Genomic DNA, 18909 nt, shown 5'->3' on the forward strand with positions numbered 1-18909 from the left:
CCAATGACTATAGTCGTTGATGACGCTTACCGTAGTAGCTGAACGATTTTTCGCTACCCTCCAGTGCCAACAACACTCACGCGCTTATCTTGCTGCCATTTCAGGCGGCGTTTTAACACGATGATTTTGGCAGCTATTTCGCCACTTCAGACAAATTTACATCTGCTTTCTGGACGACAACTGCTGCCCCTTACGACAAGCAGAAATCGACCAGAGGCAGACACTGAAACCGCCTTCAGGTCTACAGAATGAAGGTTGCTATGGGAAATGCTCTGGACAAACGAGTCGTTGTCATTAGTGCCGGCATCGTGGGCGCTTCGCTGGCGTAACACCTGGCTGATAAAGGCGCGAATATCACAGCAAAGCTCGGTCGGCAATCGACGCCCGAGCCTCTCAAATCCAGCTCACCGAGCCAGGTCGTCAGGTGCTGGCCTCGCTGGAGCAAGCCGCTCGTGAAGAAGTCGTGTTGATGTTGCAAGGCTTGCCTGAGCGCCAGCAAGAACAATTGATCCAAGCCATGAGACAGATCCAGACTCAATTGGGCGACGGTGATCATTCCTACATCCTGCGCGATTCACAAGCGGGCGATATGGGTATCGTTGTTCAGCAACAAGCGCAACTCTATGCCCGCGAATACGGTTGGAATATGGAGTTCGAAGCGCTGGTGGCGGAAATCGTCGCCAACTACCTTCGTGAGTTCGACCCGTCCTGCGAGCGATGCTGGATCGCGGAAAAAGAGGGCACAGTTATCGGTTCGGTCTTTGTCGTCAAACATGACCAGACGACCGCCAAGCTGCGGATGCTCTACGTTGACGCGAGCGCCAGGGGCATGGGAATCGGCAATCGGTTGCTGGAAGAGAGTATTCGGTTTGCGCGGCTCGCGGGCTACAAGCACATGATCCTCTGGACAACCAGTGTGCTTGTCGATGCCCGAAAGCTCTATCAGAAAGCAGGTTTCCATTTGGTCGAAGAAGAACAGGTACACAGCTTCGGAAAAGACCTCGTCAGCCAGACTTGGGCTCGGGAACTGTAAGTGTCGGGAGCACTGGCCGCGAGGGATCGAAATCTGCCAGTGCTGAACGGCTGCAATGGGTCGGGAGCGGTCAGTCCGGAGCGGCGGCTTTCGACCCATTGCAGCCGTTTAGACAAAGCAGTGGATGCCACGACCTACGCTGCTCACTGATCGGCTAAGCATAGATACTGATGTAACTGCTCTCCAAGAACCTCGAACGCCTGAGCGATCCTGTTAATTTTGCGCAGGTCATTGTGCATTGCGATCCACACCTCAACCTCAAAGCCAAAATCGTGTGGTAGCACATGTACCAGTCGGTGCGATTTTGCGATTTGAGTCGGGCAGAGCCCGAAGCCTAAGCCCGCTCTCAGAGCGGCCAGCTGAGCAAGGTGATGATCGGAGGCAATGGCGAAATGCTGGTCGGCATCGCACAGACCAGAGTCGATAAACCGACGCAAATCCGCTGAGCGTCTGTCTGGCCCGATCAGCGGTCGCTGGCGCAGCGACAGCAGGGAGGTTGGGTTACCGTAGCGCTCCAGGCACCCGGCACTGGCATGGATGCCAATCTGCAAACTGCCGACACGCCGCACCGTGATATCCGCTTCATTGGGCCGCATCAGCCGCACCGCAATATCCGATTGCAGCCTGGCGATGTCTTCAAGGGCATCGCTTATGCTCAGCTCAAGTTTGAGTCCGACGTGTTCGTAATGGAAAGGGCGCAGCAGGTCGGGCAAGACTTCGACGCCAAGCAACTCGCCACAGGTCAGCCGGACTGTACCGTGATCCATCGACGCTTCAGAGCTGGCCATGCGGTTGAAGGTTTGCGCGGCCAGATCCATGGCCTCCACATGTTCGATCAGGCGCTGCGCTCCGGCAGTAGGCGTCAGTCCTTGAGGTGTGCGGGTGAACAGACTCACACCGAGAGCGTGTTCAAGACAGTCGAGGCGCCGGCGCGCAGTGGCCTGGGCGATACCCAGCAGCTTCGCCGCGCCGCTCAGGCTACCAGAGCGCAACACGGCGAGAAATACACGCTGGCTTTCCCATTCAATACCGCTCATACATTCTTGGCCAACAGTTGCTCCTAATTTGATCTTCTGCCAGAGCCCGTGAAAAGCGATCATTCGCCCACATTTTTCCGGGCGTCATTGTAAGGAACTAACGCATGAGAATCACCGGTCAGTGCCGATGTGGGCAAGTCACCCTTGAGATCGTGGCGCGGCAATTGCCGCCGCTGTATGCCTGCCACTGTTTGAACTGCCAGCGCTGGAGCGGCAGTGCGTTTGGTCTGCACATGCTGAGCGCGGCTTCGGCTGTTCAGGTGTCTGGCGAAACGGCGATCTTTGAGCATGAACACCAAGGTCAAACGTCTACCCAACATGCCTGCGGTACATGTCATACCCGGCTGTTCAACGAGACGACGGCAGCACCCGGCATGCGAGTGGTACGGGCCGGCATCCTGGAAGGGGCTGAGCGCTTCGAGCCGGTTGCGCATATCTGGACTCGGCGCAAGCAGCCATGGCTGGTGCTGCCGGGAGCAATCGCACAATGGCAGGAGAGCCCCACGCCAGAAGCATTTGCCGCCGCATTAGGGTAAGAGCTTGCTCTTCCATAAGTGAAGATGTCGCTCGCCGAGCGGCAAATTATCAGGGTTGACTACGTCCGCTTTGGGTCGTAAGCGGTCTTTCACCCAAGACCGCATACGGCCAGAATCTCTAGCTGCCGCAACAGACTGCAACGTATTGGTCAGCCTCAAGCGCAGGCCACTCTGCGCGCCTCAAACCTTTGAATTCAAAAGCAAGCCACATCGTCAAAATGAATGCATCAGCACTCAGACGGTAACGCCTCCTCCTTCCCTCAGCCAGAAACTTGAATCCCCACCCCAACCCCTTTAACCTTGCCCGGTCGCTGTAAACCCAGCGACCAGGTTTGGTCACCTGAAATAAATCAAGGCGCAAAAAGCGCCGAATCCGAATCAGGGTCGGCTCCACTAATCAAGGAGCACCACATGGCTAAGTTCGTCCCGAATCCCCCACTCCCCAACACCCCGCGCAAACCCGCCTACACCTCCTTCGGCTGTTGCCACGGCGATCACCCTCCCCTGTTTTCCGTGCGCGAAGACATCAAGCTCGAAGATGCGCTGGTCTACCTGTCGATCATGATCCAGTGTGCAACGGACACCACCGCACAAGCCTGCGAACGCGCCGATGAGCAGTTCAAAAGCCTGCTGATGGCCTCGCAACACTCGCTGGAATTGAGCAATGCGTTGATCGAGTCGGTGCTTGATGGCATGGAGGCCAAAGCGGTCAGTAGTTGATGACGCAACACACGGGCCGCACACGCGGCCTATCGAAAGCCAAGAGGTGCGAGCGACTGCGTTCGGCCTTGTCTCAAATAGTGCCAAGGCCGCCCAAGATGGCCCACCCGCCCATCCCACTCAGCTTCAGATGGCAGCCGACTGCCTTAACCTGCGACTCAACCCAGGCGTCTTACCCGTAACACGCTTGAACGCCCGACTGAACGCTGCCTGAGACGTATAGCCCAAACGCTGCGCGACCTCTTCAATTGGCAACCTTTCCAGCGTCAGCCACTGGCTGGCAAGCCGCATTCGCACTTCGGTGACGTAGCGCAGCGGGGTCATGCCAATCGTCAATTGAAAACGCTCCGCAAAGACCGAGCGGGACGTATTGCATTGCTCCGCCAACTGCTCGACGGTCCAGTCGCGGCCCGGTTGTTGATGCAGCGCCAGCAGTGCACCGGCCAGGCGCGGATCGCGCAGGGCGGCAACCAGGCCAGAGGCGTTACCGCAGGCGCACTCGACCCAACCTCGAACGACCATGGCGGCGACCACGTCGGCCAATCGCGCGAGGATGCCGGCGAAGCCGATGCGTGCGGCGCTGACCTCGCGCTCCATGGTGGTGAGAATAGGCACCAGTCCTGGGTAACGCTGGCCGCCGGCATCAATCAGCATCAGGCCCGGCATCAGCTTGCCAAGGCCATGCAGGCTGCCCAATTCGAACTCCATGCAGCCACTGAACAAAAGCGTAGCCGGCATGGCGCCGGCATCGGTTCCGGTGTCCACCGCGCTGACGGCGTCGCCCAGCGGCTCGCCGTCCAGAAGGTCGATTTGCTGCACGGGCACGTGTGTATCCGAGAGCAATTGATGGGCCGCGCCATGGGAGATGAAGACGGCGTTACCGGCGCACAGCGCATAGGTTGTGCCGTCTTCCATGCGCAGCACCGCGTTGCCGACCGCCAGGAAGTGGAACCAGGCATGCCCGGGTTTGGCAGCGAAGCCCAAGCCGAAGGCCGGGCCCGCCTGGATACGCCGGTAGTCGACACCGCGCAGGCGCATGCCGCGCAACAGCTCGTTGATGAGATCGGAAGAGAAGGCAGAGGGGTCCGTCGGCATGATTCAGGTGTTCTGGTCAAAAAATCGAGTTTTTCGATCATAGATCATCCGGGTTCTCGCGCCTAGACTGCGGGTCGCAATTGAAGATTGGGAGATCCGTGCAATGACTGACCTTGTTTGCAATGCCGTACCCGACAGCCGTCCCGGCGCCGGGCCGGATGCAGAACCTGCAACCCCCGCGTGGATGGCCGTGTTCTCGCTGGCCATGGGCGTGTTCGGCTTGCTGACCGCGGAGTACCTTCCGGCCAGCCTGTTGACGCCAATGGCGACCGAGCTGGGGGTATCCGAAGCGCTGGCTGGCCAGGCGGTAACGGTGACAGCCGTGGTGGCGCTGTTCGCCGGCCTGTTGGTGCCAGGCCTGACTCGCAGTATCGATCGCCGCTGGGTATTGCTGGGTTTTTCCACGTTGATGATCGCGTCCAATCTGTTGGTCGCCGTTTCCTCCAGTTTCGTGGTGCTGTTGCTGATGCGTATCTTGCTGGGCATCGCGCTTGGCGGGTTCTGGAGCATGGCGGCGGCGGTGGCGATGCGTCTGGTGCCGGGGGCATTGTTGCCGCGAGCGCTCTCGATCATTTTCAGTGGCATCGCCATCGGGACGGTGGTTGCGGTTCCGCTGGGTAGTTATCTGGGTGGGCTATATGGCTGGCGCAGCGCGTTCTTTGCAGCGGCGGCGGTGGGCGTGGTGACCCTGGCGTTCCAGTCAATCACGCTGCCGAGCCTTGCGCCGCGCCGCCCGGCACGCCTGCGCACGGTGCTTGAAGTATTGCTGCGCCCAGGCATTGCCATGGGGATGTTCGGTTGTGTGCTGGTGCACAGCGGCCACTTCGCGATGTTCACGTATGTTCGGCCATTTCTCGAAGGCACGACCGGCATTGGCCCGCAGGGGCTGTCGCTGATGCTGCTGGGTTTTGGTGTGGCGAACTTTGTCGGCACCCTGGTGGCCGGGTGGATGCTTGCTCGTTACCCGCTGGCCACCCTGGTGTCGATGCCCGCGCTGGTGGGCGTTGCGGCACTGGCGCTGGTCCTGTTGCCGGCGTCGGTGCCAGGGCAGGCCGTACTGCTGGCGGTGTGGGGCCTGGCCTTTGGCGGTGTGCCGGTGGCGTGGTCGAACTGGGTCGCCAACGCGGTCCCTGACCAGGCGGAAAGCGCCGGGGGCATGGTGGTAGCGTCGGTACAGTCGGCCATCGCCACAGGCGCAGCCGCGGGTGGGGCAATGTTCAGCCTCGGTGGCAGCGCAGGCGTATTCGTGGCGGCGGCCGTGCTGATGCTGCTGGCCGCGTTGCTGATTGCACTGCGGGTGCGAGTTCCTTCGGTAGAGGCCGCTGTGCTGAACCGGTCGGCACGCCACTGATGATTCAGCTCTGCGGCGCCGATCCGCGATAGCGCCTTGCGCGCCGCCCTCCCCTTGGTCGATACACGCCAGGCGACACGGCAGCGAAGAATCGGTCAGCGGCCCTGGGGGCTATCTGCGAGCCAGTAATAGTCTGGCCAGTAAGGCCAGACATGGCGGTCGCGATGCACATGCTTGAGCGACAGGGTCTGGCCCGGGTGAAAGTGATCAGCCGGGTACTGACCTGACAACAGAACGGTGCGCGTTGTTGCGATCAGCGACTGGCAATAGTCACGCGTGGCTTTGTCGGCCCCCAGCACCTGACTGTGCGCAATTGAAAAGCCGAAGGCCGTCATCGGATGCCCGTCATTTTTCAGCCGGGTGAAGACAGGGGTCGGCTGCCGATACTCGGCAACGGGAACGATCTTGCCACCCAGTTGGCAGGCGAACTCCTGGGCCAACAGCGGTGGGCAGACAAGCAGCAGGCACAGTTTGAGCTTCATGTTCACGTCACAGTTCAAGTGTCCGGCCCGGCGCGTGGCGACTGACAGGCCCAAGCCACGCAGTCTAAGCCCGGCCATGGCGTGTGACCACACCGGGTGCCCCTCACCCGGTGTGCGTCAGGCTCGCCTCAGTAGATATACGCCAACCTGAACTGCAGCGAATGGTCGGTCATCGGCCCCGAGCGCACGTCCACATCCCGCCAGTACTGCCCCATTACCTGCCACTGCTTGCCCAGCATGGTGGTCGCCGACAGGCCGACCGTGCCGTTGTTGTGGCTGGTTTCCAGGGTCTGCCCGTCCAGCGTCTCGCGCGAGCCCCAGTTGTGCCGGTACGACAGCGCCACCGAGGTGGCCGGGGTGAAGTTGTAGCGCAGGTGGTTGTGCAACTGGATCAGCGGGTCACGGTGCGCACCGGTGTCGCGCTGCTCCTGGTAGAACTCGGTCTCGGCGATCACGTCCCACGTCCAGCGCTCGTTGAAGCCGTGCACATAGCCCACCTGGAAGTCCGCCGCCCAGCGGTTGCCGCTCAGGGCAAAGCCCTGGTTCTTGTCGGCGCCGGTGGGCGCGGTGACGAACAGCGACCAGCCCAGGTGGCGGTTGCGCTCCATGTCGGCCAGGCTCCACACCGTGGCGCCGAAGGTGATGTCGCCCAGGCCGCTGTTCTTCTGGCCGGTGGCGCCGATTTCCTGATGGCCGTAGGGGATGATGATCTGCGGGTCCCAGATCAGGCCGGTGTTGAAGAACTCGGTGAAGTGCACCAGACGCAGCACGCCCACGGTCAGGTCCAGGTCGAGGTTGTCGGCGGCGCGCTTGCCGCCCATGTACGAGCGGTCGATCCGCGGGTTCTGCTGGTACAGCAAGGCCAGGTCGGTGCCCGGTGGCAGCGCGGCATAGTCGCCGGAGTCGGGGCGTACATCGGCCAGCGCGGGGCTGGCGCACAGGGCAAGGAACAGCGAGCACGGCAATGCGCCGCCTTTGTGCAAAAGCGCTTTCATGGGGGTCACCTGTCTACCGGTTAATTGTTATTGGAACGGGTTGAGGCTGCCCCGCTCGCACGCCTGGCGAGCGGGGTCGAGGGGTGGCTTACTGCGCCGCAGTGGCGTCGGCGGCGGCGCGCAGGTCAAGGCTGCGCTTGATGATGTATTGCTGGATCAGTTGCATCTGCGGCATGTCCAGCACCCCGGCAAAGCTCGGCATGCCCTTGCTCATGAACGCACCGCTGACGATGCCGACGAAGGCCTGGTGCTTGTCGGCGCCCAGGTAGCGCAGGTCGGGGATCACCCCGCCGCTGGCGGCGTTGAGGCCGTGGCAGGCGCCGCACATGCCGTTGAACAGGGTGCGGCCCTGGGCGATTTCATCCGCCGAGGCGGTCAGCGCGGGCACTTGCGGTGGCAGCACCGGCGCCTTGCGCGGCGGCGGCAGTTCGCCCTTGGCGCCAAGCTTGAACACCAGCACGCGGGACTCGGGTTGCACCTTGCCCTTGTCGGTCAGGCCGCCTGCGATCAGCGGCATGATGCCGCCCCAGCCGGCCATGAACGCCACGTACTGCTCGCCCTTGACCTCATAGGTGACCGGCCCGCCGAGCACGCCGGAGTTGGCGCGGTGCTCCCACAGCTGCTTGCCCTTGTCGGCGCTGAAGGCCATGACGCGGCCGTCCGAGGTGCCCTGGAACACCAGGTTGCCGGCGGTGCTGAGGGTGCCGCCGTTGCCGGACTCGACATAGTCGTGGGTCCAGGCGGCCTGCTGTTTGACCGGGTCCCAGGCAATCAGGTGGCCGCGCCAGGCGCTGCGGATCTGGTTGAACACCTTCGGGTCTTCCGGCAGGTCGGGCACGTCCAGGCCGAAGTTGACCACCGACTTGGTCGGCAGGAACAGTGGCTTGTCGGCGGCCTTGAGTTCGGCCACGGTGTCCTGGGCCGGGATGTACACATAGCCGGTGTTGGGGTTGTACGACATCGGGTGCCAGCTGTGGCCGCCGAGGAAGCTTGGCTGTATCACCTTCGGCGCCTTGGCGTAGTCGGCCTGGTCGGTGAGGATGGGGCGCCCGGTCTTGGGGTCCAGGCCGCTGGCCCAGTTCACCTGCACGAAGTTGTTGCCCGAGATGAACTCGCCGTTGGTGCGGTCGATCACGTAGAAGAAACCGTTCTTGGGTGCCTGCATCAGCACCTTGCGGGTCTTGCCGTCGATCTGGATGTCGGCCAGCACGATCTGCTGGGTGGCGGTGAAGTCCCAGCGATCGCCGGGCGTCACCTGGAAGTGCCACACGTATTCGCCGGTTTCCGGGCGCAGCGCGACGATCGACGACAGGTACAGGTTGTCGCCCTCGCCCTGGCTGCGGAACTGGTAGTTCCACGGCGAGCCGTTGCCGGTGCCCACGTACAGCAGGTCCAGCTCGGGGTCGTAGGACATCGAGTCCCATACGGTGCCGCCACCGCCCCACTTGACCCAGCCATTGCCCTTCCAGGTTTTCATGGCCTTGGCCATGGCCTCGTTTTCCGGTGGCAGCGCCGGGTCGCCGGGCACGGTGAAGAAGCGCCAGGCCTGCTTGCCGGTATCGGCATCGTAGGCGGTGATATAGCCGCGCACGCCGAACTCGGCGCCGCCGTTGCCGATCAGCACCTTGCCTTTGACGATGCGCGGGGCGCCGGTGATGGTGTAGCTCTTGTTGGGGTCCAGAACGGTGTCGACGCTCCACACCTCCTTGCCGGTGGCCGCATCGAGGGCGATCAGGCGCCCATCGAAGCTGCCCACGTAGACCTTGCCCTGCCACACGGCCACACCGCGGTTGACCACGTCGCAGCAGCCCTGGCTGAGTTTCTCCATGGGGATCTTGGGGTCGTACTTCCACAGCGGCTTGCCGCTGGCGGCGTCGAAGGCATACACGATGCTGAAGGCACCGGTGGTGTACATCACGCCGTCGACCACAATGGGGGTGGCTTCGGTACCGCGATCGATGTCGAGCTTCTGCGTCCAGGCCAGGCCAAGCCCGGCGACGTTCTGGTCGTTGATGCGGGTCAGCGGGCTGAAGCGTTGTTCGTCGTAGGTACGCCCGTGGGCGAGCCAGTTGGCGGCGTCCTGGTTGGCGTTGAGCAGTCGGTTGGCGTCGATGTTGCCGGGCGTGCCGGCGTGGGCGAGCGTTGACACGTAGAGCACGGCAAGCGGCATCAAGCGTTTCATTTTTTATTGTTATCCCGTTCTGGGTGGATCAATGAGTGGCGTGGCAGGCCATGACGGGATTAGAGCAAAGTCGGAGGGGGTAAAGCGCTTGCGTGTGTGCCAGGTATTTTTGTGTGCGTGCCATATTGGTTTGCAGGCCCGGCCCCTTGGTCTGTAGGAGCCGGCCTTGCCGGCGAAGAGGACATGGCACGCTGGCCAGTCATGCCCCTTCGCCGGCAATGCCGGCTCCTACAGGCGAACAAGGTCAGGCCGGGCGCTTGAGCACCAGCGTCAGGATGTCGTAGCTGGCCACCAGCTCACCCAGCTGGTTGGTCACTTCCACATCCCACGCCACCACCCCTTGCGGCTGGCCCAGCGGGCTGGATTTGCCCTGATCGATCTTGCGCTTGCAGGTCAGGCGCGCCTGGATGGTGTCGCCAATGCCCACCGGGCTGATGAAACGCAGGGTGTCCAGGCCATAGTTGGCCAGCACCGGCCCCTCGCCCGGCGACACGAACAGCCCCGCCGCCGCCGACAGCACGAAGTAGCCATGCGCAATGCGCTTGCCGAACTGCGACTGCCTGGCCGCAATGTCGTCGAAGTGCATGTAGAAATGATCCCCCGACAGGCAGCCGAAGTTCACCAGGTCCGCCTCGGTCACGGTACGCCGATGGGTCAGCAGCGACTCGCCGATGCGCAGCTCTTCGAAGTGACGACGGAACGGGTGCACCTCGCTCTCGAACACCTGGGCACCGCGCACATACTCGCCGGTCACCGCCATCAGCATGCTCGGCGAACCCTGCACTGCCGCACGCTGCAGGTAGTGCTTGACCGCCCGCAGCCCGCCCAGCTCTTCACCGCCACCGGCACGCCCAGGGCCACCGTGCTTGAGTTGCGGCAAGGGCGAACCGTGCCCGGTGGACTCCGCCGCCGCCTCGCTGTCGAGGATCAGCAACCGACCGTGCCAGGCCGCGGCCACCGGAATGGCCTTGGCTGCCACCTCGCGGTCGGCGGTCACCAGGCTGGCCACCAGGCTGCCCTTGCCGCGCGCGGCCAGCGCCAGCGCTTCATCCAGGTCGTGGTAGGCCATCAACGTGCTCACCGGGCCGAAGGCCTCGATGTCGTGGGCACCGCCATCGGCGTGCGGGTCGCGTGCCTGCAGCAGGGTCGGCGCAAAGAACGCCCCTTCGCTCACGCCCTCGCCCCGTGGCTCGAAACCATCGCTGGCGCCGAACAGCTGGTCGCAGCTCTGCAGCAGGCTGCGCACCCGCTCGCCCACGTCGCGCTGCTGGTCATGGGAAGCCAGCGCGCCCATGCGCACGCCCTCCACCGACGGGTCGCCCACCACTACCTTGCTCAGGCGCTCGCGCAGGCGCGTGGCCACGGCGTCCAGGTGCTTGGCCGGCACGATGGCGCGGCGGATGGCGGTGCACTTCTGCCCCGCCTTGGTGGTCATCTCGCGCACCACTTCCTTGATGTACAGGTCGAACTCGGCATCGTCCGGCTTCACGTCCGGGCCCAGGATCGCGCAGTTGAGCGAGTCGGCCTCGGCGGTGAACGGCACCGAGTGGCGGATCAGGTTCGGGGTCACCCGCAGCTTGGCCGCGGTGTCGGCAGAACCGGTGAAGGTCACCACGTCCTGGCCTTGCAGGCGGTCGAGCAGGTCGCCGGTGCTGCCCACCACCAGTTGCAGGCTGCCGGCCGGCAGTAGGCCGGACTCATCCATCAGGCGCACCACCGCTTCGGTCAGGTAGCTGGTGGAGGTGGCCGGCTTGACGATGCACGGCATGCCGGCCAGAAAGGTCGGCGCGAACTTTTCGAGCATGCCCCAGATCGGGAAGTTGAACGCGTTGATGTGCACCGCAAGCCCCGCACGCGGCACCAGGATGTGGCTGCCGGCGAAGGTGCCCTGCTTGCCCAGCGGGATGGCCGGGCCTTCGTGCAGCAGGTTGCCCGAGGGCAGTTCGCGGCTGCCGATGCCGGCATAGGCGAACAGCGTGGCGTTGCCGCCCTCGATGTCGATCCAGCTGTCGGCGCGGGTTGCGCCGCTGTGGTGGGACAGTGCGTAGAGCTGTTCCTTGCGCTCGGCCAGGTACAGCGCCAGGGCCTTGAGCCGCGCGGCACGCTGCTGGAAGTCCATCGCCATCAGGCTGCGCAGGCCCTCACGGCGCGCATGCTCGATGGCTTCGGCAAAGTCGGGCCGCTCTTCATGGCTGTACGCCAATACGTGCCCGTCCAGGGCGCTGCGTAGCGGCTGCGCGCCATGCTGGCCGAGCCAGCGGCCGGCGATGAAGCTTTGCAAGGTTGGGGCAACAGACATGAGGTGTCCTCCGGTTCTTTTAAGGGGCGCGCTTACCACAGCGCCAGGGTGTAGCCGATGATCAGGCGGTTCTCGTCCAGGCTGTTGGTCAAGCCGTTGCCTGAGCGGAAGGTGACGTTGCGCCAGCGCAGGCTGACGTTCTTCAACGGGCCGCTCTGCACCACGTAGGTGATGTCGGTGTCGCGTTCGCGCTCGCGGCCGTTGTCCACGGTCGCGGTCCTGGCATGACGCCCGTCGGTGTAGCGGGTCATGAAGCTCAGGCCAGGGATGCCCAGGGCGACGAAGTCGTAGTCGTAGCGCAGTTGCCAGGAGTCGAGCCCGGCGCGGGTGTAGGTGTTGTAGGTCACCAGGTTGACGGTGTACGGGTCGCCGCCGTTGAGGAACGGGAAGGCGCTGTCGCCCGACATCTGCTGGAAGGTGGCACTGACCTTGTGCGCGCCGCTGGCCAGGGTGAACATGCCGTTGAAGTTGCGGTTGTCGATGCGCCCTGCCCGCTCGGCGCCGTCGCCACGGCTGTCGAAATAGCGCAGGTCGCTGCGCAGGCTCAGGCCCTCGCCCAGCGGCTGGGTGTGCACCAGGCCGACGAACTGCTGACGGTAGATCTGGTCGAGCTTGGCGTAGTAGTACGTCAGGTTCAGTTGCGGGGTGAAGGCATAGGTGCCGCCACCAAAATCGAAGCGGTCGCTGCTGGCCGCGCCGTAGCCGATGTCGTCGCGGCTGGAGGAATCGCGCAGGTTGGCCTTGGTCAGCCGCCCGGCGTTGAACGTCAGGCCGTCGATCTCCTGGCTGGTCAGCAGGCCGCCCTGAAAGCTGGCGGCCAGCAGGCGGGTGTCGTTGTATACCACCACCGGCAGGATCGGCTGCAAGGTACCCAGGCGCAGCACGCTCTTTGAGGCGCGCAGCTTGGCGGTCAGGCCCAGCTCGCTGTAGTCGTCGGCCGGCTCCAGGCTGTCGGGCCCGAACGGCAGCAGCCCGGTGCCGCGCCGATCACGGCTGGAGTCGAGCTTGATGCCCAGTTGCCCCATGGCGTCGACGCCTACCCCGATCGGGCCATCGGTGAAGCCGGACTCGAACTTCACGGTAAAACCCTGGGCCCACTCCTCGGCCTTGGATTGCGGCGCGTTGCTCTGGCGAAAATCGCGATTGATGTAGTGGTTGCGCAACTCGACCTTGGCATGGCTGTCGTCGATGAAGTCGGCCAGGGCCGGCGCGGCGACCAGGGGCAAGGCAAAGCCGGCCAGCAGCGAAGCCGGCATGAAGCGAATGTGGTTCATTATTTTTATACCCGACAATCGTTTTGGTTTATTAGTGTTTGCTTGCGCCTGCGGCACCGATGCCGGTCATCGAGCGGATGAACTGCGCCAGGTAGCGGCCGCGTTCCTGCGCTGCCCGCTCCGAGGTGTCGGTGACCGAGAACACCCAGGCGCCCAGGAACGCCAGGCTCATGGAGAACAGCGCCGGGTTGCTGTAGGGGAACAGCGCCGTTTCGTTGTGCAGCACGTTGACCCACACCGCCGGGCTGAGCACCAGCAGCACGATGGCCGAGACCAGCCCGCTCATGCTGCCGATCACCGCGCCACGGGTGGTCAGGCCCTTCCAGTACATCGAGAGGAACAGCACCGGGAAATTCACCGAGGCGGCAATCGCCAGCACCAGCCCGGACAGGAACGCGATGTTCTGCGACTCGAACATCAGGCCCAGGATGATCGCCAGCACGCCGATGGCCAGGGTGGCGATGCGCGACACGCGCATCTCTTCCTTCTCGGTGGCCTGGCCCTTGCGGATCACGCAGGCGTACAGGTCGTGGGACACCGCCGAGGCGCCGGACAACGCCAGCCCGGCCACCACTGCCAGGATGGTGGCGAAGGCCACGGCCGAGATGAAGCCCAGGAACAGGTTGCCGCCCACGGCCTGCGCCAGGTGCACGGCGATCATGTTGCCGCCGCCGATGATCGCGCCGTTGACGTCGCGGTAGCTTGCGTCGGTGCCGACCATCACGATGGCGCCGAAGCCCACCATGATCAGTAGCAGGTAGAAGTAGCCAATGAAGCCGGTGGCGTAGAACACGCTCTTGCGCGCTTGCTTGGCGTCACTCACGGTGAAGAAGCGCATCAGGATATGCGGCAGCCCGGCGGTGCCGAACATCATGCCCAGGCCCAGGGAAATCGCGTCGATGGGGTTGGACAGCAGCCCGCCCGGGGCCATGATCGCGGTGCCCTTGGCGTGCACCTCGGTGGCGGCGCTGAACATCGCCTCGGTGCTGAAACCAAAGTGTTTGAGCACCATGAACGCCATGAAGCTTGTGCCCGAGAGCAGCAGCACGGCCTTGATGATCTGTACCCAGGTGGTGGCGAGCATGCCGCCGAAGGTCACGTAGAACACCATCAGCACGCCCACCAGCATCACCGCATACAGGTAGCTGATGCCGAACAGCAGCTCGATCAGCTTGCCGGCGCCGACCATCTGCGCCACCAGGTACATCAGTGCCACGGTCAGGGTGCCCAGGGCCGAGGTCAGGCGTACCGGGGTCTGGTCCAGGCGGTACGACACCACGTCGGCGAAGGTGTACTTGCCCAGGTTGCGCAGGCGCTCGGCAATCAGGAACAGGATGATCGGCCAGCCGGCCAGCACGCCCAGGGCGTACAGCAGGCCGTCGTAGCCGTTGAGGAACATCATCGCGGAAATGCCCAGGAACGAGGCGGCGCTGATCATGTCGCCGGCGATGGCCAGGCCGTTCTGAAAGCCGGTGAGGCCGCCGCCTGCGGTGTAGAAGTCACTGGCCGAGCGGGTGCGCTGTGCGGCCCAGCGGGTGATGCCCAGGGTGAACACGACGAACAGCAGGAACATGCTGATGGCTGTCCAGTTCATTTCGCGCACTCCTGGCGGACCTTGTCGTTGAGCGGGTCGAGCACGTTGTTGGCGCGGTACACGTAGATCCCGGTGAGGCCGAAGGACACCAGCACCACCAGCACGCCGACCAGCATGCCGACGGTGGTCACGCCGCCGCTGAGCGATTGCCCCAGGGTGCTGGGGGAGAACGCCACCAGCAGCACGAAGCCGTAGTAGATGACCAGCATGGCCAGGGTCAGCGACCAGTTCAGGCGCTGCTTGCGCCGTACCAGTTGCTTGAAGTCGGGGTGCTTGCAGATGCTGTCGATGTCTTCGGGGGTCATTGGGGCGCTCTCTTGGTGTTGTTGTTTTAGTTTTCAGGGCACACAGGTGTTGCGGTGTTCAGGCGGGCCTCATCGCCGTGTAGGAGCCGGCCTTGCCGGCGATGGGACCGACGCGTTATCAGACCTGATCGAAGTCCAGCACCACCCTGTCGCTGACCGGGTACGTCTGGCACGACAGCACATACCCCGCCGCCACTTCGTAGTCCTCCAGGGCGTGGTTGCTGTCCATCTCCACCTCCCCTTCGATGACCTTGCACTTGCAGGTCGAGCACACCCCGGCCTTGCACGAGTACGGCAGCTCGGCGCCGATGGCATTGCCGGCATCCAGCACGCTGACGGTGTTGCGCGGCAGGTCGAAGGCCAGCGCCCGACCGTCGCTGATCACGGTGATCTGGCTGACGGCGGCGTCCAGCTGGCGCGCCGCCTCGCGGGCTTCACGCTTGCGTTCGTCGCCCGCCGCTGCAAACAGCTCGAAATGGATCTTCTCCCCCGCCATGCCATTGGCCTTGAGGCTGTCGCGCACGGTCTCGGTCATCGCCTGCGGGCCGCAGATGAAGGCGGCGTCCAGCGCCCTGGGGTCGAGCCAGCGCGAGAACAGCTGACCGCACTTGTCGGCGTCGATGCGCCCGTTGTACAGGTCCACGTCCTGCTGCTCGCGGCTGAACACGAAGATCAGGTTCAGGCGTTGCAGGTAGCGGTTCTTCAGGTCTTCGAGCTTGTCGCGAAACAGCGCGCCGGAGCTTGAGCGGTTGCCGTAGAGCAAGGTGAAGCGACTGTCGGGTTCGCGCTCCAGGGTGGTCTTGATGATCGACAGGATCGGCGTGATGCCGCTGCCCGCCGCCACCGCCAGGTAGTTGCCGCGACGGGTCGGGTCCAGTGGCACATGGAAGCTGCCCGAAGGCGGCATCACTTCGAGGCGGTGGCCGACCTTGAGCACCTCGTTGGCAAACGCCGAGAAGCGCCCGCCGGCCACGCGCTTGATCGCCACGCGCAGCTCGCCGTCTTCCACGCCGCTGCAGATCGAGTAAGAACGGCGCACTTCCTCGTCGTCCAGTTGCGTGCGCATCACCAGGTACTGGCCCTGGGTGAAACGGAAATCGTCCTGCAGGTGCGCCGGCACCTCGAAGGCAATCGACACCGCATCGCGGGTCTCGGCGCGCACATCCTTGATGGTCAGGCTGTGAAATTGACTCATGCTGTTCTCCCGCTGCACGGCGCCAGCGCGCTCAGATGCATTTGAAATAGTCGAAAGGTTCCAGGCACTCGCGGCACCGGTACAGGGCCTTGCAGGCCGTGGAGCCGAACTGGCTGAGCAGCTCGGTGTGGCTGCTGGCGCACACCGGGCACAGCACCTGCGGGCTTTCGCCCAGCAGGCTGCGCTTGCTGGCACTGCCCACGGGCGGCGCGATGCCATAGGCACGCAGGCGCTCGCGCCCCTGCTCGGTGATCCAGTCGGTGCTCCAGGCCGGCGTCAGGCGCCGCTCCAGGCACGGCGCGGCGAACCCGGCCTGCTCCAGCGCCTGGCGGATATCGCCCTCGATCACCTCGGTGGCCGGGCAGCCCGAATAGGTCGGCGTGACCACAAGGTGCAGGTGGCCGGCCTGCCAGTGCAGGTCGCGCACTATCCCGAGGTCGACCACGCTGACCACCGGCACTTCCGGGTCCATCACCTGCTCCAGCACCGTCCAGGCGTGGCTCAGGTCATCGGCCCGCAGTGCCCGCGCACCGTGGTCGCTGGCGATCAGCTCACCAGGTTGCATCGGGGTAGGCCCGTGGCAAAAACTGCATTTCGGCCAGCAGGATGCCCAGGTGCTCGGTGTGCATGCCGGTACGCCCGCTGAGGTAGAAGTGGCTGGCCGCAGGCGGCAACGGCAGTTCGACCGAGGCGAAGGTGGCCTCGACCTGGTGCAGCCATGCCGCGCCGACCTGCGCCGGGTCGGCGCCGATGCCCGCTGCGGCCAGGCGGGTTTCAGCCTCGCTGCCGCTGGCCAGCTCCACGGTGAAGCGCCACACCTGCGTGATGGCCGCGAGCATGCGCCGGCGACTTTCGTCGGTGCCGCCACCCAGGCGCTGCACCCATTCACTGGAGCGACGCAGGTGGTAGGTGACCTCCTTGAGCGCCTTGGCGGCGATGCCGGCGATGCGCAGGTCGGTGGAGTCGCACAGGCCCTTGAGCACCTGCAGGTGCCAGGCGTCGAACAGGAACTGCTTGGCCATGGTCACGGCGAAATCGCCGTTGGGCTGCTCCACCAGCAGCAGGTTGCGGTAGGCGCGCTCGTCGCGGCGAAACGCCAGGTCGTCGGCATCGCGGCCGTCGGCCAGCAGCTCGGCGGCGTAGTCCAGCCAGTTGCGCGCCTGGCCCACCAGGTCCAGGCCGACGTTCATCAGCGCCAGCTCTTCCTCGATGGCCGGCGCCTTGCCGCACCACTCGCAAAGGCGCTGGCCCTGGATCAGGGCGCTGTCGCCCAGCAGCAGCAGGTAATGGATCAGATCGTCTTGGGTGCTGTTCATGGTCGACCTCACATGTGTCCGACTTCGTCGGGCAGCTCGTAGAAGCTGGCGTGCCGGTAGACCTTGTCGTCGGCCGGGTCGAACAGCGGGTCCTTCTCGTCCGGCGAGGAGGCCACGATCAGCGCCGAGGGCACCACCCACAGGCTTACGCCTTCGCTGCGGCGGGTGTACAGCTCGCGGGCGTTCTCGATGGCCATGGCGTCGTCGGCGGCATGCACACTGCCCACATGCTTGTGGTTCAGGCCGTGCTTGCTGCGCACGAACACTTCGTAGAGGGTCCAGACAGACATCGTGTATCTCCCATCAGTCGCCGGTTCAGGCGGCGTTCTTGTTCTGTTGTTTGCGGGCGTAGGCGACGGCGGCTTCACGCACCCAGGCGCCGCTTTCGATGGCATTGCGCCGGGTGGCCAGGCGTTCCTGGTTGCACGGGCCGTTGCCCTTGAGCACGTCGAAGAATTCCTGCCACTGGATGGCGCCGAAATCGTAGTGGCCGCGCTCGGCGTTCCACTTCAGGTCGGGGTCGGGGGCGGTGCAGCCCAGCAGTTCGAGCTGCGGGATGGTCTGGTCGACGAAGCGCTGGCGCAGTTCGTCGTTGCTCTGGCGCTTGATCTTCCAGGCCATCGACTGCGCGCTGTTGGGCGAGTTGTCGTCGCTGGGGCCGAACATCATCAGCGCCGGCCACCACAGGCGGTTGATCGCGTCCTGCACCATGTCCTTCTGGGCCTGGGTGCCGTGGCGCATCATGGTCAGCAGAATCTCGTAGCCCTGGCGCTGGTGAAAGCTCTCTTCCTTGCAGATGCGCACCATGGCCCGTGCGTAGGGGCCGTAGGAGGTGCGCTGCAGCACCACCTGGTTGACGATGGCCGCGCCATCCACCAGCCAGCCCACCGCGCCCATGTCGGCCCAGTTGAGGGTCGGGTAGTTGAAGATGCTGGAGTACTTGGCCTTGCCGCTGTGCAGCTTGGCGATCTCTTCGTCGCGATCGGCGCCCAGGGTTTCCATGGCGCTGTACAGGTACAGGCCGTGGCCGGCTTCGTCCTGGATCTTGGCCATCAGCTGCAGCTTGCGCTTGAGGGTCGGGGCACGGGTGACCCAGTTACCCTCGGGCAGCATGCCGACGATCTCGGAGTGGGCGTGCTGGGAAATCTGGCGGATGAGGGTCTGACGGTAGGCGTCGGGCATCCAGTTCTTGGCTTCGATCTTGATTTCGGCGTCGATCTTTTCCTGGAAGGCACGTTCCTGGGGCGACATCTCGTCCAGGGACTTGATGCGTTTGACGCCGGTTTCGACAAGCTGTGCGTACATGTTCGGGCTCCCGCCTCAAGGCTGGTTGGGCATGGGAGTATTTATAAGCGATACACAATTCAATATCAAACAGCTTTTTAGTGTATCTAATGTTTTTTTGTATCGCTTTGCTCTGAAAGCGGACCGCTACGCGCTCCATCGCGGGTCAAGCCCGCTCCCACAGGAACACGCTTTACCCAAGAACAAAAAA

General features: G+C 64.0%; 16 protein-coding genes and 2 pseudogenes. 4 read left to right on the forward strand and 14 right to left on the reverse strand.

All coding sequences use genetic code 11. The annotated features are described in order from the left end of the window. Positions 1–361 precede the first annotated feature (361 nt). Positions 362–1033: pseudogene (locus LOY33_RS14795) on the forward strand (GNAT family N-acetyltransferase); the annotation flags it as partial. Between the two features lie 143 nt (positions 1034–1176). Here the strand turns inward: LOY33_RS14795 and LOY33_RS14800 are convergent. Continuing rightward, positions 1177–2133 (reverse strand): LysR family transcriptional regulator, encoded by a 957-nt coding sequence (locus LOY33_RS14800; RefSeq protein WP_078480192.1) that lies wholly within the window; start codon positions 2131–2133, stop codon positions 1177–1179. A gap of 41 nt (positions 2134–2174) precedes the next feature. Here LOY33_RS14800 and LOY33_RS14805 point away from each other — a divergent pair, with 41 nt between their 5' ends. Together LOY33_RS14805 and LOY33_RS14810 are read left to right on the forward strand one after the other, a co-directional pair. Beyond that, complete coding sequence (locus LOY33_RS14805; protein ID WP_012051932.1) at positions 2175–2606, forward strand: GFA family protein; 432 nt, start codon at positions 2175–2177, stop codon at positions 2604–2606. A gap of 411 nt (positions 2607–3017) precedes the next feature. After that, positions 3018–3326 carry a DUF3077 domain-containing protein gene (locus tag LOY33_RS14810; protein WP_043862991.1) on the forward strand — a complete coding sequence of 103 codons (309 nt, stop codon included), beginning with the start codon at positions 3018–3020 and terminating at the stop codon, positions 3324–3326. A gap of 126 nt (positions 3327–3452) precedes the next feature. Here LOY33_RS14810 and LOY33_RS14815 read toward each other — a convergent pair whose 3' ends face one another. Beyond that, positions 3453–4421, reverse strand: coding sequence for an AraC family transcriptional regulator (locus tag LOY33_RS14815; RefSeq protein ID WP_258659211.1), 969 nt, complete (start codon positions 4419–4421; stop codon positions 3453–3455). A gap of 103 nt (positions 4422–4524) precedes the next feature. Here LOY33_RS14815 and LOY33_RS14820 point away from each other — a divergent pair, with 103 nt between their 5' ends. After that, positions 4525–5772: an MFS transporter gene (locus tag LOY33_RS14820; protein ID WP_258659213.1), complete on the forward strand. Its 1248-nt coding sequence runs from the start codon at positions 4525–4527 to the stop codon at positions 5770–5772. 95 nt (positions 5773–5867) lie between these two features. On the opposite strand, the gene LOY33_RS14825 is transcribed toward LOY33_RS14820, so the two are convergent. The 12 genes and pseudogenes from LOY33_RS14825 to paaA form a co-directional block, all read right to left on the reverse strand. After that, positions 5868–6254 (reverse strand): hypothetical protein, encoded by a 387-nt coding sequence (locus tag LOY33_RS14825; protein WP_258659214.1) that lies wholly within the window; start codon positions 6252–6254, stop codon positions 5868–5870. A gap of 128 nt (positions 6255–6382) precedes the next feature. After that, positions 6383–7249, reverse strand: coding sequence for a transporter (locus LOY33_RS14830; protein WP_043862995.1), 867 nt, complete (start codon positions 7247–7249; stop codon positions 6383–6385). A gap of 88 nt (positions 7250–7337) precedes the next feature. Beyond that, positions 7338–9431 carry a PQQ-dependent dehydrogenase, methanol/ethanol family gene (locus LOY33_RS14835; protein WP_043862996.1) on the reverse strand — a complete coding sequence of 698 codons (2094 nt, stop codon included), beginning with the start codon at positions 9429–9431 and terminating at the stop codon, positions 7338–7340. 244 nt (positions 9432–9675) lie between these two features. Further along, the gene (gene paaZ / locus LOY33_RS14840; RefSeq protein WP_236176862.1) at positions 9676–11730 is read right to left on the reverse strand and encodes a phenylacetic acid degradation bifunctional protein PaaZ; all 2055 of its coding nucleotides are present in this window, start codon (positions 11728–11730) and stop codon (positions 9676–9678) included. A gap of 32 nt (positions 11731–11762) precedes the next feature. Next, positions 11763–13004, reverse strand: a complete 1242-nt coding sequence (locus LOY33_RS14845) for an OprD family porin (protein ID WP_043862998.1) — start codon at positions 13002–13004, stop codon at positions 11763–11765. A gap of 31 nt (positions 13005–13035) precedes the next feature. Then, positions 13036–14604: pseudogene (locus LOY33_RS14850) on the reverse strand (cation acetate symporter); the annotation flags it as partial. Then, positions 14595–14903, reverse strand: a complete 309-nt coding sequence (locus tag LOY33_RS14855) for a DUF485 domain-containing protein (protein WP_043863000.1) — start codon at positions 14901–14903, stop codon at positions 14595–14597. The gene LOY33_RS14855 and the pseudogene LOY33_RS14850, both read right to left, overlap by 10 nt. A 118-nt stretch (positions 14904–15021) precedes the next feature. Further along, on the reverse strand, positions 15022–16098 hold the full coding sequence (gene paaE / locus LOY33_RS14860; protein ID WP_258659218.1) for a 1,2-phenylacetyl-CoA epoxidase subunit PaaE: 1077 nt from the start codon (positions 16096–16098) through the stop codon (positions 15022–15024). Between the two features lie 31 nt (positions 16099–16129). Beyond that, positions 16130–16663, reverse strand: coding sequence for a 1,2-phenylacetyl-CoA epoxidase subunit PaaD (paaD, locus tag LOY33_RS14865; protein WP_054915435.1), 534 nt, complete (start codon positions 16661–16663; stop codon positions 16130–16132). After that, on the reverse strand, positions 16650–17414 hold the full coding sequence (gene paaC / locus LOY33_RS14870; RefSeq protein WP_088515418.1) for a 1,2-phenylacetyl-CoA epoxidase subunit PaaC: 765 nt from the start codon (positions 17412–17414) through the stop codon (positions 16650–16652). The genes paaD and paaC overlap by 14 nt, the downstream gene beginning before the upstream one ends. An 8-nt stretch (positions 17415–17422) precedes the next feature. After that, positions 17423–17704: a 1,2-phenylacetyl-CoA epoxidase subunit PaaB gene (paaB, locus tag LOY33_RS14875; RefSeq protein ID WP_043863004.1), complete on the reverse strand. Its 282-nt coding sequence runs from the start codon at positions 17702–17704 to the stop codon at positions 17423–17425. Between the two features lie 25 nt (positions 17705–17729). Next, positions 17730–18719 (reverse strand): 1,2-phenylacetyl-CoA epoxidase subunit PaaA, encoded by a 990-nt coding sequence (gene paaA / locus LOY33_RS14880; RefSeq protein ID WP_054915436.1) that lies wholly within the window; start codon positions 18717–18719, stop codon positions 17730–17732. Positions 18720–18909 lie beyond the last annotated feature (190 nt).

Source organism: Pseudomonas sp. B21-036 (genome assembly GCF_024748925.1).
GTDB classification, from domain to species: domain Bacteria; phylum Pseudomonadota; class Gammaproteobacteria; order Pseudomonadales; family Pseudomonadaceae; genus Aquipseudomonas; species Aquipseudomonas palmensis.

What these genes read in the sequence shown, in the direction of transcription:
- LOY33_RS14800 (WP_078480192.1), bottom strand. Translation starts at nt 2,133, where the DNA reads ATGATCGCTTTTCACGGGCTCTGGCAGAAGATCAAATTAGGAGCAACT.
- paaE (WP_258659218.1), bottom strand. Translation starts at nt 16,098, where the DNA reads ATGAGTCAATTTCACAGCCTGACCATCAAGGATGTGCGCGCCGAGACC.
- LOY33_RS14815 (WP_258659211.1), bottom strand. Translation starts at nt 4,421, where the DNA reads ATGCCGACGGACCCCTCTGCCTTCTCTTCCGATCTCATCAACGAGCTG.
- LOY33_RS14830 (WP_043862995.1), bottom strand. Translation starts at nt 7,249, where the DNA reads ATGAAAGCGCTTTTGCACAAAGGCGGCGCATTGCCGTGCTCGCTGTTC.
- LOY33_RS14825 (WP_258659214.1), bottom strand. Translation starts at nt 6,254, where the DNA reads ATGAAGCTCAAACTGTGCCTGCTGCTTGTCTGCCCACCGCTGTTGGCC.
- paaD (WP_054915435.1), bottom strand. Translation starts at nt 16,663, where the DNA reads ATGCAACCTGGTGAGCTGATCGCCAGCGACCACGGTGCGCGGGCACTG.
- LOY33_RS14810 (WP_043862991.1), top strand. Translation starts at nt 3,018, where the DNA reads ATGGCTAAGTTCGTCCCGAATCCCCCACTCCCCAACACCCCGCGCAAA.
- LOY33_RS14805 (WP_012051932.1), top strand. Translation starts at nt 2,175, where the DNA reads ATGAGAATCACCGGTCAGTGCCGATGTGGGCAAGTCACCCTTGAGATC.
- paaZ (WP_236176862.1), bottom strand. Translation starts at nt 11,730, where the DNA reads ATGTCTGTTGCCCCAACCTTGCAAAGCTTCATCGCCGGCCGCTGGCTC.
- LOY33_RS14820 (WP_258659213.1), top strand. Translation starts at nt 4,525, where the DNA reads ATGACTGACCTTGTTTGCAATGCCGTACCCGACAGCCGTCCCGGCGCC.
- LOY33_RS14845 (WP_043862998.1), bottom strand. Translation starts at nt 13,004, where the DNA reads ATGAACCACATTCGCTTCATGCCGGCTTCGCTGCTGGCCGGCTTTGCC.
- paaA (WP_054915436.1), bottom strand. Translation starts at nt 18,719, where the DNA reads ATGTACGCACAGCTTGTCGAAACCGGCGTCAAACGCATCAAGTCCCTG.
- paaB (WP_043863004.1), bottom strand. Translation starts at nt 17,704, where the DNA reads ATGTCTGTCTGGACCCTCTACGAAGTGTTCGTGCGCAGCAAGCACGGC.
- LOY33_RS14855 (WP_043863000.1), bottom strand. Translation starts at nt 14,903, where the DNA reads ATGACCCCCGAAGACATCGACAGCATCTGCAAGCACCCCGACTTCAAG.
- paaC (WP_088515418.1), bottom strand. Translation starts at nt 17,414, where the DNA reads ATGAACAGCACCCAAGACGATCTGATCCATTACCTGCTGCTGCTGGGC.
- LOY33_RS14835 (WP_043862996.1), bottom strand. Translation starts at nt 9,431, where the DNA reads ATGAAACGCTTGATGCCGCTTGCCGTGCTCTACGTGTCAACGCTCGCC.